The 18,083-nt window shown below is 30.9% G+C and carries 19 protein-coding genes; all 19 read left to right on the top strand.

Annotation, left to right across the window (positions count from 1 at the left end):
• Positions 1-207 precede the first annotated feature (207 nt).
• Complete coding sequence (locus tag MHN29_RS16795) at positions 208-1,674, top strand: regulatory iron-sulfur-containing complex subunit RicT (protein ID WP_235275649.1); 1,467 nt, start codon at positions 208-210, stop codon at positions 1,672-1,674.
• The gene (locus tag MHN29_RS16790) at positions 1,649-2,149 is read left to right on the top strand and encodes a gliding motility lipoprotein GldH (RefSeq protein ID WP_235275648.1); all 501 of its coding nucleotides are present in this window, start codon (positions 1,649-1,651) and stop codon (positions 2,147-2,149) included. The genes MHN29_RS16795 and MHN29_RS16790 overlap by 26 nt, the downstream gene beginning before the upstream one ends.
• The gene (locus tag MHN29_RS16785; protein WP_235275647.1) at positions 2,149-4,452 is read left to right on the top strand and encodes a transglycosylase domain-containing protein; all 2,304 of its coding nucleotides are present in this window, start codon (positions 2,149-2,151) and stop codon (positions 4,450-4,452) included. The genes MHN29_RS16790 and MHN29_RS16785 overlap by 1 nt, the downstream gene beginning before the upstream one ends.
• A 28-nt stretch (positions 4,453-4,480) precedes the next feature.
• Entirely contained in the window at positions 4,481-5,182 is a 702-nt protein-coding gene (locus tag MHN29_RS16780; protein WP_150899469.1) for a CoA transferase subunit A, read from the top strand.
• A 4-nt stretch (positions 5,183-5,186) separates the two neighbouring features.
• The gene (locus tag MHN29_RS16775; RefSeq protein ID WP_235275646.1) at positions 5,187-5,843 is read left to right on the top strand and encodes a CoA transferase subunit B; all 657 of its coding nucleotides are present in this window, start codon (positions 5,187-5,189) and stop codon (positions 5,841-5,843) included.
• 27 nt (positions 5,844-5,870) lie between these two features.
• Entirely contained in the window at positions 5,871-6,632 is a 762-nt protein-coding gene (locus tag MHN29_RS16770; RefSeq protein WP_150899467.1) for an exodeoxyribonuclease III, read from the top strand.
• A gap of 7 nt (positions 6,633-6,639) precedes the next feature.
• Entirely contained in the window at positions 6,640-8,166 is a 1,527-nt protein-coding gene (locus MHN29_RS16765; RefSeq protein ID WP_235275645.1) for a lytic transglycosylase domain-containing protein, read from the top strand.
• A 31-nt stretch (positions 8,167-8,197) separates the two neighbouring features.
• A complete protein-coding gene (locus MHN29_RS16760; RefSeq protein WP_235275644.1) occupies positions 8,198-9,190 on the top strand; it encodes a DUF4837 family protein in 993 nt (330 codons plus the stop codon).
• An 87-nt stretch (positions 9,191-9,277) separates the two neighbouring features.
• Positions 9,278-9,778: a DUF1761 domain-containing protein gene (locus MHN29_RS16755; RefSeq protein ID WP_150899464.1), complete on the top strand. Its 501-nt coding sequence runs from the start codon at positions 9,278-9,280 to the stop codon at positions 9,776-9,778.
• Positions 9,779-9,895: 117 nt separating this feature from the next.
• Entirely contained in the window at positions 9,896-11,374 is a 1,479-nt protein-coding gene (locus MHN29_RS16750) for a DUF5687 family protein (RefSeq protein ID WP_235275643.1), read from the top strand.
• A 12-nt stretch (positions 11,375-11,386) separates the two neighbouring features.
• On the top strand, positions 11,387-12,082 hold the full coding sequence (locus tag MHN29_RS16745; protein WP_235275642.1) for an ABC transporter ATP-binding protein: 696 nt from the start codon (positions 11,387-11,389) through the stop codon (positions 12,080-12,082).
• A gap of 89 nt (positions 12,083-12,171) precedes the next feature.
• Entirely contained in the window at positions 12,172-14,400 is a 2,229-nt protein-coding gene (locus MHN29_RS16740; protein ID WP_235275641.1) for a tetratricopeptide repeat protein, read from the top strand.
• A gap of 20 nt (positions 14,401-14,420) precedes the next feature.
• Positions 14,421-14,834 (top strand): polymer-forming cytoskeletal protein, encoded by a 414-nt coding sequence (locus MHN29_RS16735; RefSeq protein ID WP_150899460.1) that lies wholly within the window; start codon positions 14,421-14,423, stop codon positions 14,832-14,834.
• Entirely contained in the window at positions 14,803-15,033 is a 231-nt protein-coding gene (locus MHN29_RS16730; protein ID WP_150899459.1) for an AtpZ/AtpI family protein, read from the top strand. The genes MHN29_RS16735 and MHN29_RS16730 overlap by 32 nt, the downstream gene beginning before the upstream one ends.
• On the top strand, positions 15,026-15,406 hold the full coding sequence (locus tag MHN29_RS16725; RefSeq protein ID WP_217701365.1) for a DUF6168 family protein: 381 nt from the start codon (positions 15,026-15,028) through the stop codon (positions 15,404-15,406). The genes MHN29_RS16730 and MHN29_RS16725 overlap by 8 nt, the downstream gene beginning before the upstream one ends.
• A gap of 125 nt (positions 15,407-15,531) precedes the next feature.
• Entirely contained in the window at positions 15,532-16,677 is a 1,146-nt protein-coding gene (gene atpB, locus MHN29_RS16720; RefSeq protein ID WP_150899458.1) for a F0F1 ATP synthase subunit A, read from the top strand.
• A 45-nt stretch (positions 16,678-16,722) separates the two neighbouring features.
• A complete protein-coding gene (gene atpE, locus MHN29_RS16715; RefSeq protein WP_136950250.1) occupies positions 16,723-16,911 on the top strand; it encodes an ATP synthase F0 subunit C in 189 nt (62 codons plus the stop codon).
• A gap of 103 nt (positions 16,912-17,014) precedes the next feature.
• Positions 17,015-17,515 (top strand): F0F1 ATP synthase subunit B, encoded by a 501-nt coding sequence (locus MHN29_RS16710; RefSeq protein ID WP_235275639.1) that lies wholly within the window; start codon positions 17,015-17,017, stop codon positions 17,513-17,515.
• A 7-nt stretch (positions 17,516-17,522) separates the two neighbouring features.
• Positions 17,523-18,080, top strand: a complete 558-nt coding sequence (gene atpH, locus MHN29_RS16705; RefSeq protein ID WP_150899456.1) for an ATP synthase F1 subunit delta — start codon at positions 17,523-17,525, stop codon at positions 18,078-18,080.
• Positions 18,081-18,083: the final 3 nt, after the last annotated feature.

Below are 18,083 nucleotides of genomic sequence, written 5' to 3'. Positions count from 1 at the left end.
AAACTCCCTATAGATTTTTAAAATCTATAGGGAGTTTTTTAATGCAAAGATTCCATTTTAAGATTTCAATAGAATATGTATCTTTACTGATTAAGGGAAGTTGTGATAAAATAAACTTTATCTAGCTGAAAATCAATAATAAAAAAATGTTTTTTGATACTGTATAAATATCAGGTTTAAAAAATATTTATAAAAATATACTATTTTATGAGTTGTAGCAGTTGCTCAACTAACAAAAGCGGGGTTCCTAATGGGTGTAAAAGCAATGGAAATTGTGCAACAGGCACTTGTGGGAGTGGAAATAAATTAGCCGTTTTTGATTGGTTATCAAATATGACTTTACCAACAGGTGAAGCTCCATTTAATATATACGAAGTTCGGTTTAAAAACGGACGAAAGCACTTTTTTAAAAATTCAGATAAAGTAACTGTTTCAATGGGAGATATTGTAGCAGTTGAAGGATCGTCAGGACATGATGTAGGAATTGTTTCGTTAGCAGGAGAGCTAGTGAAAGTTCAAATGAAGAAACGAAAAATTACTGCAGATAGTGAAGATGTTAAGAGGATTTACAGAAAAGCATCGCAAAAAGATATTGATATCTGGCAAGCAGCTAGAGAAAAAGAGCTTGAAACACAAAGAAAAGGAAGGGAAATAATTAGTCGTTTAGGATTAAAAATGAAGCTTTCAGATGTGGAATATCAAGGAGATGGTACCAAAGCTACTTTTTATTATACTGCGGATGAGCGTGTAGATTTTAGACAATTAATTAGAGATTTAGCAGGAACTTTCTCTATTCGAGTAGAGATGCGTCAGGTAGGAATGCGTCAAGAAGCAGCTCGATTAGGAGGAGTAGGTTCTTGTGGTAGAGAATTGTGTTGTTCAACCTGGTTAACAGATTTTAGAAAGGTAAATACAGCAGCAGCACGTTATCAACAACTATCATTAAACCCTTTAAAATTAGCAGGGCAATGTGGTAAATTAAAATGCTGTTTAAACTTTGAATTAGACACCTATTTAGATGCATTAAAAAGTTTTCCAAAGCAAGATAAAATACTTAAAACAGAAAAAGGAGATGCTGTTTTTGTAAAAATGGATATTTTCAAAAAAATGCTTTGGTATACCTACAAAGAGGAAAGTTTTAAATGGTTTAAGTTATCCTTAGATCAAGTTCATGAAATTATTGAATTGAATAAAAATAATGAACTAGCTTTACCGTTAGATGAATATGAGTTAGAAATTACAGAAGAAGAAGCTGTTAATTTTGAAAATGTAGTTGGACAAGATAGTTTAACACGTTTTGATACTCCAAAAAAGCCAAGAAGAGGAAATAGAAGAAGGTCAAGAAAACCAATAGGGAAAGGTCCAGTAGCGAAAACGAAGAAAGAATCAAATAAAGCTACGGAGACAAGACCTAAAAAACGACCACAAAAAAATCAAGCTAAAGCAGCAGAACCAAATAATAAAAAAACTGACAAGAAAAGGGTTGATAATAGGAAGCAAAAGCCTAAGAATAATCCTAAGTCAAATAAACCAAAACCTCAAAAAGGTTCAGAGGAAAATAAAACACAAGCACAAAAGAAAAAAACAAATAATCAAAGAAGAAGAAATAATAATCAGAGAAAAAGAAAACCAAACGGAAATAAGAATAATGAAAACAAGAATAACAAAGAGTAAAATAGCAGTATTCTTTTTAGCAATTTTTATGCTAATATCGTGCGACTCAAAAAGAGAGTACGACGAATATATCTCGTTGTCAGGTAATTCATGGAATAAAGAAAATACACTGGCATTTACTTTTACTATAAACGATTCTATAAACAAGAAAAACTTATTTATAAATTTAAGAAACAATAAAGATTACGGTTATAGTAACTTGTTTTTAATAACTCAAATGGATTTTCCAGATGGAGAAGCAATTATAGATACTTTAGAGTATGATATGGCTGATCTTACAGGGAAATTTTTAGGAACTGGATTTACAGATATAAAAGAAAATAAACTTTATTATAAAGAAAACATAACATTCCCAAAAGCCGGAGAATATACCTTTAAAGTTCGACAAGCAATGCGAAAAAACGGAGAAATTGAAGGTATAGAAGAATTAGAAGGAATTACTCAGGTAGGGTTTAGAATAGAAAAAATTAAATAATGGCAGAGAAAAAAGCAGTCAGTTTTGTTAAATATATTAAGTGGTTTTGGTCTATCGTTTTAGGTGGATTCCTATTTATATGTTTAATGTTTTTATTAGCGTCTTGGGGAGTATTTGGAGCATTACCATCTTTCGAAGAATTAGAAAATCCTAAAAGTGATTTAGCAACAGAAGTTATTTCAGCAGATGGAAAAACTTTAGGGAAATACTATGTAAAAGCAAATAGAACGCCAATCCAATACAAAGATTTACCTGAAAACTTAATAAAGGCTCTAGTAGCTACAGAAGATGAACGTTTTTATGAACATTCAGGGATAGATTTTAGAGGTTTAGCAAGAGCAGTAGCCAAAATGGGTGCTGGAGGAGGAGCAAGTACAATTACACAACAATTAGCAAAGAATCTTTTTACAGGAAGAGCTTCGAGGAATATAATTGTACGTATTACTCAAAAAATGAAAGAATGGGTGGTGGCTGTAAAGTTAGAGCGTCAGTATACGAAAGAAGAAATTGCAACAATGTATTTAAATACACAAGGATTTCTTTTTAATGCAACAGGAATACGTTCAGCAGCACGTATCTATTTTGGAAAAGAACCAAAAGATTTAGACTTACAGGAATCGGCAATTTTAGTAGCAATGCTAAAAAACCCAAGACAGTATAATCCACATAGAAAAGTTTCTAAAAAGAAATCATTACAAAGAAGAAATGTAGTGTTTTCACAAATGGCAAAAAATGGAATTTTAACAGAGAAAGAAAAAGATTCATTACAAAAATTACCATTAAAAATTAATTTCACTCCGGAAAGTCATAGTGATGGATTAGCAACTTACTTTAGAGAAAACTTAAAACAACGATTAAAGAAGTGGGCAAAAAATAATTTAAAGCCAAATGGACAGCCATACAATATATATAAAGATGGATTAAAAGTATATGTTACTATTGATTCTAGAATGCAAAAATATGCTGAAGAAGCATTAGAAGAACATATGGCAAATTTACAATCGTTTTTCTTTGCAGAACAGAAAAAGAATAGAACAGCACCGTTTTACGATTTAGATAAAAAAGAAATCTTGAATAGTATGAAACGTGCAAAAAGAAGTTCTACACGTTATAAGAGAATGAAAGCGGCAGGAAAATCGGAAAAGGAGATAGAAAAATCTTTCAATACCGATACAGATATGCGAGTGTTTTCATGGAAAGGAGAAAAAGATACCGTAATGACTCCTTACGATTCAATCCGTTATTATAAACATTTCTTACGTTCTGGATTGGTGTCTATAGAACCGCAAACAGGACATATAAAAGCATGGGTTGGAGGAATTAATAATAAGTATTTTAAGTACGATGCAGTAGAGCAACAAAAACGTCAAGTAGGATCTACATTTAAACCATTTGTGTATGCAACAGCAATAAACCAATTGAAAATGTCTCCGTGTGATAAGTTGCCAAACATTTTATACACAATTCCAAAAGAGAAATATGGAATGCCAGAAGACTGGACACCTAAAAACTCAAATAATAAGTATGGAGGAGAATTAACACTTAAGGAAGCATTAGCACATTCTACAAACGTAGTAACAGCACAATTAATAGATAAAGTATCGCCGATAAATGTTGCACGTTTAGCGGAATCATCAGGAATAAAATCAAAAATTGAAGCAAATCCATCAATAGCCTTAGGAGCTATAGATTTATCATTAATAGAAATGGTAAGTGCTTATGCAACTTTTGCTAATAGAGGATTACGAGTAAGTCCAATGATGATTACACGTATTGAAGATAAAAATGGAACTGTATTAGAAGAATTTGTGCCAGAAACAAAAGAGGTATTAAGTGAAGAATCTTCGTATGTAATACTTGATTTAATGAAAGGTGTAACTTTAAGCGGATCAGGAGGAAGATTAAGATCAAATTGGACTAAGTATAAAAAAATATCAACAGGGTTCCCTTACAAGCTAGAAAATCCAATTGCAGGAAAAACAGGAACAACGCAAAATCAATCAGATGGTTGGTTTATGGGAATAGTTCCAAATTTAGCAACAGGAGTTTGGACAGGAGGAGAAGATAGAGCTACTCACTTTAAAGGAATAGCATATGGACAAGGAGCTACGATGTCTTTACCAACTTGGGGATTATTTATGAAAAAATGTTATGAAGATAAAACGCTTAACATTAGTAAAGAAGATTTTGAAAAACCAGAAGAAGACTTATCAATCAATATCAACTGTGATGAGGTGAAAAAAGTAGAAGGAGATGTTGAAGAGAAAGAGAAGGAAGTAGAAGATGAAGAAACTGATTTTTAATTGTATTTAGAAAAACAAACAACTAAACATGATAAATAAAAAAATAAATAACGTACAAGAAGCAGTTGCTGGCGTAAAAGACGGAATGACTTTTATGTTAGGAGGTTTTGGTTTGTGCGGGATACCAGAAAATGCAATTGCAGAATTGGTAAGATTAGGAGTAAAAGATGTTACTTGTATATCAAATAACGCAGGAGTTGACGATTTTGGTTTAGGTTTATTACTACAAAATAAGCAAATCAAAAAAATGATTTCTTCATACGTAGGAGAAAATGATGAGTTTGAGCGTCAAATGTTATCTGGTGAGTTAGAAGTAGAATTAACGCCACAAGGAACATTAGCAGAAAAATGTAGAGCTGCTCAGGCAGGTTTTCCAGCATTTTATACACCTGCAGGATATGGAACAGAAGTAGCAGAAGGAAAAGAAACAAGAGAGTTTGATGGCAAAATGTATGTATTAGAACCAGCTTTTAAAGCCGATTTTGCTTTTGTAAAAGCATGGAAAGGTGATACAGCAGGAAACTTAATATTTAAAGGGACAGCACGTAATTTTAATCCAAATATGTGTGGAGCAGCAACCATTACAGTCGCTGAGGTAGAAGAATTAGTGCCAGCTGGCGAATTAGATCCAAATCAGATTCATATTCCAGGAATTTTTGTGCAACGTATTTTTCAAGGAGAAAAATACGAGAAGAGAATAGAACAACGTACAGTAACACCAAAATTGTAATAAGATGGCATTGACAAAACAACAAATAGCACAAAGAATAGCTAAAGAATTACAAGATAAATGGTATGTTAACTTAGGAATTGGAATCCCAACCTTGGTGGCAAATTATATTCCAGAAGGAATAGAAGTAGAGTTTCAATCAGAAAACGGATTACTTGGAATGGGACCTTTTCCAGTAGAAGGTACAGAAGATGCCGATTTAATTAATGCAGGAAAACAAACTGTAACGGTTTTAGATGGAGGTTCTATTTTCGATTCAGCTACAAGTTTTTCTATGATTCGTGGGCAACATGTTCAGTTAACAGTATTAGGAGCTATGGAAGTAGCACAAAATGGAGATATTGCAAACTGGAAAATCCCAGGAAAAATGGTAAAAGGAATGGGAGGAGCCATGGATTTAGTAGCATCAGCAGATAATATTATCGTAGCAATGATGCACACCAATAAAAGAGGAGAATCTAAATTGCTAAAAAAATGTTCACTACCATTAACAGGAGTTGGATGTGTAACTAAAATAGTTACCAATTTGGCAGTACTTGAAATAAAAGATAATGCTTTTCATTTATTAGAAAGAGCACCAGGGGTTTCAGTAGAAGAAATTAAAGAAGCAACAGAAGGTACTTTAATTGTAAATGGAGAAATACCAGAAATGGCTATTTAAAACCAATAAATCAATCATTTTAATTAAATGAAAATAATCTCATATAACGTAAACGGAATACGTGCCGCCTTAAAAAAAGGATTTATAGATTGGTTAAAAGCAGCTAGTCCAGATGTAATTTGTATACAAGAAACCAAAGCACATAAAGAACAACTAGATGTAACTGAGTTTGAAAATGCTGGATACCCTTATCACTATTGGTTTTCAGCAGAAAAGAAAGGATATTCATCAGTAGCGGTGTTTTGCAAAGAAGAGCCAAAGCATATAGAATATGGAACAGGCATAGAGTCTATGGATTTTGAAGGAAGAAACCTTCGTGTAGATTTCGATGAGGTTTCAATTATGAGCATGTACTTACCGTCAGGAACAAATTCAGCAAGGTTAGATTATAAGTTTAACTATATGGACGAAATACTAGCTTATGCTACTGAGTTACGTAAAACAATTCCAAACTTAGTAATTTGTGGAGATTATAATATTTGTCATGAAGAGATTGATATTCATAACCCAAAAATGAAAGGAGTTTCAGGATTTTTACCAGAAGAAAGAGAATGGTTAGGTAAATTTATAGATAGTGGATTTATCGATAGTTTCCGTCATTTAAATCCAGAACGACAAGAGTATTCATGGTGGAGTTATAGAGCGAATGCTAGAGCTAATAATAAAGGATGGCGATTAGATTATGCAATGGTTACTGAACCTTTAAAAGATAAAATTTCTAGAGCTTATATTTTACCGGAAGCAAAGCATTCAGATCACTGTCCAATAGCTGTAGAATTAGATATTTAAACCAAAGATGAAAAACTTACTATTACTACTTTTTTTTACAGTTTCAATTTTTGCACAACAACCTGTTGACAGTACTTCAGTAGAAAAACCAAACCTAGAAATTGCCGTTGATTCAACGATTGTAGCAAAAGATTCTATTAAAATAAAGCAAGCAGAAGATTTGTTTTCAGATGCCGATTTGAAAATGATTGATAGTTTGCTAATAGAAGAAAAGTTTAATTCATCGTTGTTTGATAGTATTCAGTATGTAATAAATGATAAAGACATTCTAGGGAATACAACTACAATACTTTCAACAGATTTATTAAAAAAACGATTGAATGATATAGATGTAAAAACACCATTTCATTTAGCATACAATCCAGCTTTAGAAAAAGTAATAAATGGTTATTTAAAATATCGTAAAAAGTATTATCCGGCTTTAATGGCAAAAGCTAAATATTACTTTCCAATGTTCGAACAATATTTAGATCAGTTCGATGTACCATTAGAAATGAAGTATTTAGCGATTGTTGAATCAGCCTTACGTCCAGATGCTCGTTCAAGAGTAGGAGCAACGGGTTTATGGCAATTTATGTATGGAACAGGAGTTCAGTTTGATTTAAAAGTTAATTCTTATGTAGATGATAGGCAAGATCCTGTAAAAGCAACTATAGCAGCTTGTAAATACTTAAGTCAGTTATATAAAATATTTGGAGATTGGGATTTAGCTTTAGCAGCATACAATTCTGGGCCAGGAAACGTCTCAAAAGCAATTAAACGATCTGGAGGTTATAAAAATTACTGGAATATTAGACCTTTTTTACCAAGGGAAACAGCAGGATATGTACCAGCTTTTTACGCAACGATGTATATTTTTGAATATGCAGAAGAGCATGGGATTTATCCAGAAGCACCAAAAATATTTCACTTTGAAACAGATACAGTAAGGGTAAAAAGAACCATAAGTTTTGATCAGATTTCAGAAAAAACAAAAATCGATACAGATTTATTATCGTTTTTAAATCCATCGTATAAACTAGACATAATTCCATATGTAAAAGGAAAGAATTATGCAGTTAGGTTACCTAGAAAAAGTGTAATAGAATTCTTAGATAAAGAGAAGGATATCTATACCTTGGCAAATGAAGACGATGCGAAAAGAGAAAAACCTTTACCTAAATATTTCGAAATGGATAAACGTATTCGTTATAGAGTGCGTAGTGGCGATTATTTAGGGAAAATAGCAAATAAGTTTGGAGTAAGGGTAAGAGATATAAAACGTTGGAATGGTTTACGTAATAATAGACTTAAAATAGGTCAACGCTTAAGTATTTATCCTAAAAGAATAGCAATACCAAAACAAGCTTCAAAAAAGAAACATAAAACACCAAAAGGTGAACATGAAATCTACATTGTTAAGAATGGAGATTCATTATGGACCATCTCAAAAAAATATCCATCAATTTCTATTGAACAAATCAAAAAATGGAATAATATTTGGAGTGTAAAAAGTCTAAAACCTGGAATGAAGCTTAAAATTTTTAAAAGCTAAATTCTACAACTAAACAATTAAAATATAAACTATGAAGAAAATAGTAACCATGTTAGTATTGGCGTGCTTAGTAATTTCGTGTAAAACAGGAAACGGAAAGAGTGGCTATATTTTACCAACTTCTAATGGTAATACCAATAAAATAATGGTTGTAACTAAGGCAGCCGATTGGGAAGGTAAGATTGGAGATGAAATTCGTACTGTATTTGGTGAGCATCAAGTAGGATTACCACAACCAGAAACACTTTTATCTGTTAATCAAGTAGATCCTGTAGGGTTTCGTAGTTTTATAAGGCATGCAAAAGCAATATTAATTCTTCAAGAAGGAACTGAAGAAGATATTACGGTAGAAAAAAATAAATATGCCATGCCCCAAATAATAGTTTATGCAACGGCAAAAAATAAAGAGGGTTTAATAAATTTAATAAAAAATAGAGGTAAAGAAATTATAAAGTTATTTAAAGATGAAGATATAAAGTTTATCCAGAGTAACTTTAAGAAAGAACGTATAGATGAAACAAAATTCAAAACAGTTCAAAATCTTGGATTAACAGTTGATATTCCTAGAAGATACAATTTAGTTGAAGATACTGGGAATTTTTTATGGATGAGACAACATCTAAAAAGTGGGATAGCTAGAGGAGATGGAACCAATAATATTTTAATATACAGTGTGCCTTTAGAAGATGAATCTAAAGTTTCAGATAATATTACTTCAGTGCGTGATACTATAGGTAAAAAACATATACCAGGAAGCAGAGAAGGAATGTATATGATTACAGAGCAAGCATATACACCATTTACATTTGATGCTGAAATAGATGGTAAAAAAGCATATGAAACTAGAGGTAAATGGGAAGTAAAAAATGATTTCATGGCAGGGCCATTTATAAACTATACAGTAATCGATAAGAAAAACAATCGATTGGTAATTTTTGAAGGATTTACATATGCACCTTCAGTAAATAAACGAGATTTCATTTTTGAATTAGAAGCAATAGCAAAATCAATGAAAATTAAATAAGTTTTAAAGAAAATAACTGGAAAAGCATCAAATAATTATTTGATGCTTTTTTTGTTATATTTGATTGTAAACCAAAACTTTATATTTATGAAATTTAATTTTTTAATTACCGCTATAGCAGCATTAGTTCCTATGGTGATGGGATTTATTTGGTATGGTCCAATGCTTTTTAAAAATGCTTGGATGAAAGAGGTCAACTTTACAGAAGAATCAATGCAGGGAGCTAATATGGGGAAGATTTTTGGACTCTCTTATGTGTTTAGTTTTTTACTAGCATTTATATTACAAACATTAGTTATACATCAATGGGGAGTACAGTCAGTATTAATGGGAGAACCAGGTTTTATGGAGCAAACAGGAGGAGCATTTGCTTACTTTAAAGAATTCATGTCTAATTTTGGAGATAGATTCAGAACATTTGGTCATGGAGCACTGCATGGAACTATGATTGGATTATTTATAAGTCTACCAATTTTAGGAACACAAGCATTGTTTGAAAGAAAGAGTTTTAAATATGTGTTTATAAATGCAGGATATTGGATTATAACATTAGCATTAATGGGAGGAGTAATTTGTCAGTGGGCATAAGCTTATTGAACAAAAAAAGAATATTAAAAAGCATCGGTTTTGTAAAATTGGTGCTTTTTTTATGTAACAAAAATTAGAAAACGAATACATATAAGCAATCAATTAATAACAAACCAAATGATTTCACATTTTTTAAAATTAGAATGGAAACAATATTTTCGTTCTTCTTATTGGCAAAAAAATATTGGAATAAAAATATTTATTGGGTTTTTTGCACTTTTTTTTACATTAATGTTTTTAATGTTAGGTATAGGAATATATCCAGCTTTAAAAGAAATGTTTCCAAATGAAGATCCTTTTTTAATAGTTAATGGGCTTCTTTTCTTTTGGGTCTTATTTGACTTAGTAGCTCGATTCTTTCTTCAAAAGCTTCCAGTAATGACAGTTAAACCATTACTTACATTACCTATAAAAAGGAGTAGAATTATTAATTATGTATTAGGTAAATCGGCACTTTCATTTTTTAACTTTTTACCATTATTTGCCTTTGTGCCTTTTAGTTTTGTTTTACTTTCTAAAGGGTACAATCCAAGTCAAATAATACCTTGGGTTTTATCTTTAATAATAATTGTTTTAGTAATTAACTTTTTAAATTTCATTATAGAAAATTTAAGTGCTAAAAGCGATTTATCCTTTTTACCATTAATAGCAATATCCTCAGGATTGTTTGCATTAGATTATTTTAAGATAGTTTCTTTTTCAGATTTAATTTCAAATGCAATTTTAGGAATTTCTAATAATCCAATATTTATTCTAATTCCTATATTGTTGTTAGTAGGGTTTTATATTGCAAATTACCGTATTTTAAAGAGTAATTTATTTTTAGATTCAGCAGTACAAAACAAAGTAGAAGAAGCCAAAACATCAGATTATACTTGGACAAAAAACTTTGGAGAAATAGCTCCTTTTATGCAGTTAGATTTAAAACTGATTTTAAGAAATAAAAGAAGTAAATCTACTTTATGGATCACAATTATAGGTTTATTATATGGTCTGTTTTTTTATCCACAACCACAATATGCCGATAAGGAATTCTTCTATGCTTTCATTGGAGTATTTTCAACGGGAATCTTCTTAATTAATTTTGGTCAATTTATACCTGCTTGGGATAGTAGTTATTACAAAATGTTAATGAGTCAGAATTTTAAATATGAACGTTATTTAAAATCGAAGTTTATGCTTATGAGCATGAGTGTAATAATCTTTTTTGTATTAGGAATCCCATATGTATACTTCGGATGGAAAATATTATTGGCACATTTTGCAGCAGCTATATATAATATTGGGGTAAACACTCATGTAATTATGTATGGAGGAACTTTCAATAGAAAAAAAATAAATCTAGATCAAAAGGCAGCGTTTAATTACCAAGGAACAGGAGCAGTACAATGGCTAATAGGTTTACCATTAATGCTAATACCAATGGGAATTTTTGGAATTGTTAATTGGCTTGTGAATTTTGAAACAGCTGTAATAACTTTGATCGCTTTAGGGCTTTTAGGAGTTGCGTTTCATCAAAAGTTAATGATAGCAATTACTAGAAAATATATAGCAAACAAATATGCCATGGTGCATGCATTTAATCAAGAAAACTAATCAAACAATATTATGATACAAGTAACAAATCTTACTAAAAAATACGGAAACACTCAAGTTTTACATATTGAACAATTAGAGATTCCAGCAGGTCAATCATTTGGTTTGGTTGGTAACAATGGAGCAGGAAAAACAACATATTTTAATATTTTGTTGGACTTGATAAGACCTACTACTGGAGAAATAGTAAATAATGAAGTAGTGGTAAATAAAAGCGAAGACTGGAAAACTTTTACAGGTTCTTTTATAGATGAAAGTTTTTTAATAGGCTATTTAACACCACAAGAATATTTTGAGTTTGTTGGTGAGTTAAGAGGAATGAATAAAGCAGATATTGCAGATTATTTAACTCAGTTTGAAGAGTTTTTTAATGGGGAAATTCTAGGAAAGAAAAAATATTTACGAGACTTAAGTAAAGGAAATCAGAAAAAAGCAGGAATTGTTGCTGCTATGATGGGGAATCCACAAGTAGTAATTTTAGATGAACCTTTTGCTAATTTAGATCCAACGACACAAATTAGATTGAAAAATATAATAAAAACCTTAACAGAGAATAAAGAAGTTACAGTGTTAGTATCAAGTCACGATTTAAGTCATGTAACCGATGTTTGTGAACGAATAGTGGTTTTGGATAAAGGAAATGTGGTTAAAGATATCAATACATCACAAGAAACATTACAAGAATTAGAAAGCTATTTTTCAGCTTAGGCTAAAAATTATCTTTTTATTATTATTTTTACGCTTTTACGTACAATAACTTAACTATAATATTGTTGTACAGTAAAGGCGTAATTCTTATGAAAAAACTATACAAAATTTTAGTTTTCAATATTCTTTTAGCTATTGTGTATTCATGTAGCGTAAAAAAAGATGCTTTTTTAAATAGAAACTTTCATGCAGTAACAACAAAATACAATGTGTTATTTAATGGGGAGCAAGCTTATTTAAAGGGGTTAAAAGAAGTTGAAGATAAACATAAAGACAATTTTTGGAGACGATTACAAATAGAACCAATAACTTTTGATGAAAACAAAATTGTAACTCCAGCATTGCAACCAGGTACAGGTTTTGGAGAAGATGAAGAAGAAGAGAATAAAAAACTCACACCATTTGATAAAGCAGAAGAAAAAGCAGTAAAAGCAATTCAGAAGCACTCAATGAATATAAATGGGTATGAAAAAAATCGTCAAATAGACGATGCTTATTTATTACTTGGAAAATCAAGATATTACACGCAAAGGTTTATACCAGCAATAGAGGCATTTAACTACATCATAGCAAATTACCCAAATGCAAGCTTAATAAACGAAACTAAAATTTGGAGAGCAAAAACAAATATTCGATTAGATAATGAGAAATTAGCTATAGAATCATTAAAGTTTTTGTTAGAAGTAGAAGAAAATGAAGAAGAGTTACCAGACGAAATTAGAGAACAAGCCCATACTGCAATGGCAATGGCGTATCAAAAAACAGATACGATTCAAAAAGTAATAGAGCATTTAACGGCAGCTTCTAAAATCTTTAAAAATAAAGAGCAAGCAGCTCGAAATATGTTTGTTTTAGGTCAAATTTATAGTGAGTTAGATAGAAGAGATTCAGCAAGAATGGTGTTTAGAAAATTAGCAGATTACAGAAAAGCACCTTACAAATACCGTATTCGAGCAAATATAGAGTTAGCTAAAAATACAGAGAACGATTCGGCTTCAATAGTTGTTTTAGCACGATTAAAAAAGTTAATTAGAAACTCAGATAACAGAAAATATTTAAATGCATTATACTATCAGGCAGGAGTTTTAGAGGAGGGAAGAAACAATCCAGAAAAAGCAATAGCCTATTATGAAAAATCATTGAGAGCAAAAAACAACAATGATTATCAAAAAACATATGCTTACGAGCATTTAGGGAATATAGCATTTAATAAAGAGAACTATTTGCTAGCAGGAACGTATTATGACAGTGTTTTACAAGTAACATCAAAAGAGTTTGACCAAGAGAAAAGAATACGTAGAATTCGTAGGAAGAATAAAGGGTTAACAACCTTAAGAAAGTATGAAGACCTAGTTAAAACAAATGATAGCATTCTTAATTTGGTAGCAATGACAAAAGAAGAGCAAGAATCTTTTTTTGAAAAATATATTGAAAAAATTAAGAAAGAAGACGAGGAAAAACAACAGTTACTATTAAATGCTCAAAATTTTGGAAACTCATTTGGAGGAGGAGCATCTATAAATCTTTCAAATAAAGGGAAATGGTACTTTTACAATACTCAGGCTTTAGGTTATGGAAAAGCAGAGTTTCAAAAAGTATGGGGTACAAGACCTTTGGAAGATAACTGGCGTTTGTCAGATAAATCAACTACTAATATTACCGATGAAGAAGAAGAATCTTCAGAGCCTAAGGTGAATAAGCGTTATGAATTATCTACATATATAAGTCAAATACCAACAGAAAAGAAAGTTATAGATAAGCTAGTGTTCGATCGTAATGATGCATTATATCAATTAGGGTTAATTTATAAAGAGCAATTTAAAAATTCAGACTTAGCAGTTAAAAACTTAGAACGTTTACGAGTAGAGCGTAAAGATGATAAGTTAGAACTACCTATTAGCTATCATTTATATCAGATTTATACAAGTTTAAATAACGAAGAAAAAGCATCAGAATTTAAAAACATTATACTGAATAAATATTCAGATACTAAGTTTGCACAAATCATAAGTAATCCAAACGAGAAGTTAATGGAAGAGAAAAAAGAAGATGCAGTCTTAGATAAATACAAAGAAATCTATTACTTATATAAAGAAAACAAGTTTGAAGAAGTTGTTAGCGAGATAGATGGATTTTTGCCAACCATAAGAAATTCAAATTTAATTCCTAAATTTGCTCTCTTAAAAGCTTTAGCTATAGGTAAGTATAATGATAAGAAGGTGTATAAGAAAGCGTTAGAGTTTGTGTCTATTAGTTATACAAATACCGAAGAAGGTAAAAAAGCAAAAGAAATAATTAAAAAATTAGGTAAAATTTAATTCCCCAAAATTCCCCAAGTATGTTTAGTAAAGAAAACAAGAAAGCAAAAGCAGGAGAAAGAAAAGTATCAGAAAGAAATATTATAGGTAAAAACACCAAGATTACTGGAGATATTATTTCAGAAGGAGATTTCAGAATCGACGGAACTTTAGAAGGAACCATAAAAACAGATGGTAGAGTAATTATAGGAGACTCTGGTTTAATTAAAGGTAAAGTAGAGTGTACAAATGCAGATGTAGAAGGTAAGTTCTCAGGAGAATTATTGGTTTCAAATACATTAACAGTAAAATCTTCAGCAAATATAAATGGAGATGTAGTTATAGGTAAGCTTTCAGTAGAACCAGGTGCAGCATTTAATGCTACTTGTTCAATGAAAGGAGCCGTGAAAGAATTAAATAAAGATGAGCAAAAACTCAAAGAGAAAACCGCTTAATAAATATATTCGGTTTACTACTATTGCTTTTCAAATGGGTTTAACCATTTATCTAGGAAGTTTACTAGGTGAATGGTTAGATACCAAATATCCAAACGAAGGAGAGTTATATACCAAAATATGTACATTAGTTGCTGTTTTCTTAGCAATGTTCTCCGTTATTCAACAAGTTACAAAAATTTCAAAAGAAAATGATTAAACGAATTTTGTTCTTTATTGCTGCAGTAATTTTAACACTAGCAATAAGTTACATTCCTCACAATTATGTTTTAGCTTCAAAAGAAATTCAATTATCATTTTCACTGTTTGCGGTATATCTATTTCATGTTATAGCAGCAATTATTGTCTATTTCATAGTTGAGTTTATAGCAGATAAGATGCCTAATCAGGCAGGATATGCGTATTTAGCATCTATATTTTTAAAAATTGGATTTTTTGTATTGATTTTTCAAGCTTCGGTCTTCGCAAATGAACAACTAACTAAGCCAGAAAGATTTTCATTAGTAATTCCATTATTTTTATTTTTAATTCTAGAAGCTATTGCTGTTTCAAAACTATTGAATAGCAAATAGTTTCATGTTTTTTTTGCTTTAAAATATCTTTTGAAAAACTAAGATAAAAAAAGGGTTTGTAGTTTTAATTAAATGTGTACCTTTGCACGGAAATTTAGAGACCATAACCCTATATTAAAAAAGGCATGATGATAGCACAAAAATCTATCAAGTTTTTTACAGTCTTAGCACTAGTTTTTACTTCATTCACAGCATTTGCTGGTGGTGGAGAAAAAAAATCTTCAGAAAATGATGGTGGAAGAGTAAACACCAAGAAAGAAATCAACGATTACATTAAGCATCACTTAGCAGATTCACATGATTTTGCTTTTTATTCGTATACGAATGATGCAGGTGAAAGAAAACATGTAGGTTTTCCATTACCAGTAATTGTTAAAACAAGCAAAGGAATTAAGTTTTTTATGTCGTCTAAATTCCATCATAATGATGATGGAACAGTTATCGTTGATGCTGGAGATGTAAAATTAGTTAAGATTCATAGTAAAATTTATGAGTTAAATGAAGGAGCTACTGAGGTTGCTTTTGATGAAACTCACCATGCAACAAATGCACACAAAGTATTAGATTTTTCTATTACTAAGAGTGTTTTTGGAATGTTGTTCGCAGGATTGTTAATGTTTTTAGGGTTTAATTCTTTAGCTAAAGGTTATAAAAAAGGAGCAATTCCAACTGGAGTTGGTCGTGTATTAGAGCCATTAGTGTTATATGTAAGAGATGAAATCGCAAGACCTAATATTGGAGAAAAGAAGTATAAGAGATTTATGCCTTATTTATTAACGGTATTTTTCTTTATCTGGATATTAAACTTGTTAGGATTAACTCCATTAGGATTTAACGTTACAGGTCAAATTGCTGTAACAGCTTGTTTAGCTATTTTTACATTAGTAGTATACATCTCAAGTGGAACAAAAGATTTTTGGATGCACACTTTATGGATGCCAGGAGTTCCTAAGATTTTAAGACCAGTGTTAGCTATAATCGAATTAATAGGTTTTATTTTAATTAAGCCGTTTTCATTATTAGTGCGTTTATTTGCAAACATTACAGCGGGGCACTTCGTAGTAATGAGTTTAATAGCGTTAATGATGACTTTAAAAGCTCAGTTTGGAGGAGTTGCTTCAACAGGGATTTCATTAGTGTTAACATTATTTATTTCAGTAATTGAAATATTAGTAGCCTTCTTACAAGCATTTATTTTTACAATGTTATCTGCTTTATTTATCGGTATGGCAGTAGAAGAGCACGATCACGAGCATGCAGATGCTCATTAAGAATATAGAATAAGAATTTGTTTAATTTAATATAAATCAATTAGTATGTACAATTTAATTGGAGCAGGATTAATCGTAATCGGTGGAGGAATCGGATTAGGTCAAATTGGAGGAAAAGCAATGGAAGGAATTGCTCGTCAACCTGAGGCTGCTGGTAAAATCCAAACAGCGATGATCATCATCGGAGCATTATTAGAAGGATTAGCTTTCGGTGCATTAATCTTAGGTAGATAAGATTTTAAAGACAAGAAAAACATATTCCTGTAACGGTTGGTTACAGGAAATGTTTTCACAATTAAACAAAAGGTATTTTTAAAAAGAATTAATTAGATATATAATGGATCAGTTATTAAATGATTTTTCTCCGGGGTTGTTCGTAATGCAACTAGTCGTTTTAGGAATTTTGTTATTTTTATTAGCAAAGTTTGCATGGAAACCAATTTTAAGCTCTTTAGATGAAAGAGAAGAAGGAATTCAAAATGCATTAGATGAGGCAGAAAATGCTCGTAAGGAAATGCAAAACTTACAAGCAGATAATGAAAAGATGATCAAAGAAGCACGTGCAGAAAGAGATGCAATGATGAAAGATGCTCGTGAAATTAAAGATAACATTATTGCTGAGGCAAAAGAAGAAGCTTCTGAGCAAGCAGCTATCATGATTGAAAATGCTAAAGCAACTATTAAACAAGAACAACAAGCTGCAATTGCTGAGTTAAAGAAAAATGTTGCTGAATTATCAATCAACATCGCTCAACAAGTAGTAAGAAAAGAATTAACTTCACAAGACGATCAATTAAAGCTTGTAGAAGGAATGTTAGAAGAGGTTACTTTAAACTAATCAAACAATGAAAGGAGCAAGACCAGCATTACGTTACGCAAAAGCAATTTTAAATCTAGCTAAAGAAACAGGAAACGAAACTTTAGTAAACGATAACATGAAGTTAATCGTAGATACTATTGCAGAGAGTAGTGAATTAGATACAATGCTTAAAAGCCCTGTAATTAAAGCTGCAGATAAACGTAAAGTTTTAGCAGCACTTTTTGGTGACAAAGTAGATAACGTTATAAAAGGTTTATTTAACTTATTAGAAGAAAATAAACGTATGATAATGTTAGAGCCAATTGCAAAGCAATATTCTATCATTTACGATTACCACAAGAGTATGCAGGTTGCTAAAGTTACTACAGCAGTAGCTTTAACAAAAGAACTAGAAGATAAAATACAAGCAAAGATTGTAGAACTTACAGGAAATAGTGCTAGTATAGAAAATATAGTAAATCCAGAAATATTAGGAGGATTTATTTTACGTGTTGGAGATGTGCAGTATGATGCAAGTATCTCTAATCAATTTAATGAATTAAGAAGAGAATTTGACAACAGTCATTATATTCCACAAATTTAATTA

The sequence above is a fragment of the Tenacibaculum sp. Cn5-46 genome (assembly GCF_022347705.1).
Taxonomy (GTDB): Bacteria; Bacteroidota; Bacteroidia; order Flavobacteriales; family Flavobacteriaceae; genus Polaribacter; species Polaribacter aiptasiae.
The sequence above is the reverse complement of the archived record's forward strand: the minus strand, read 5'-3'. Positions and strand labels throughout refer to the sequence as shown.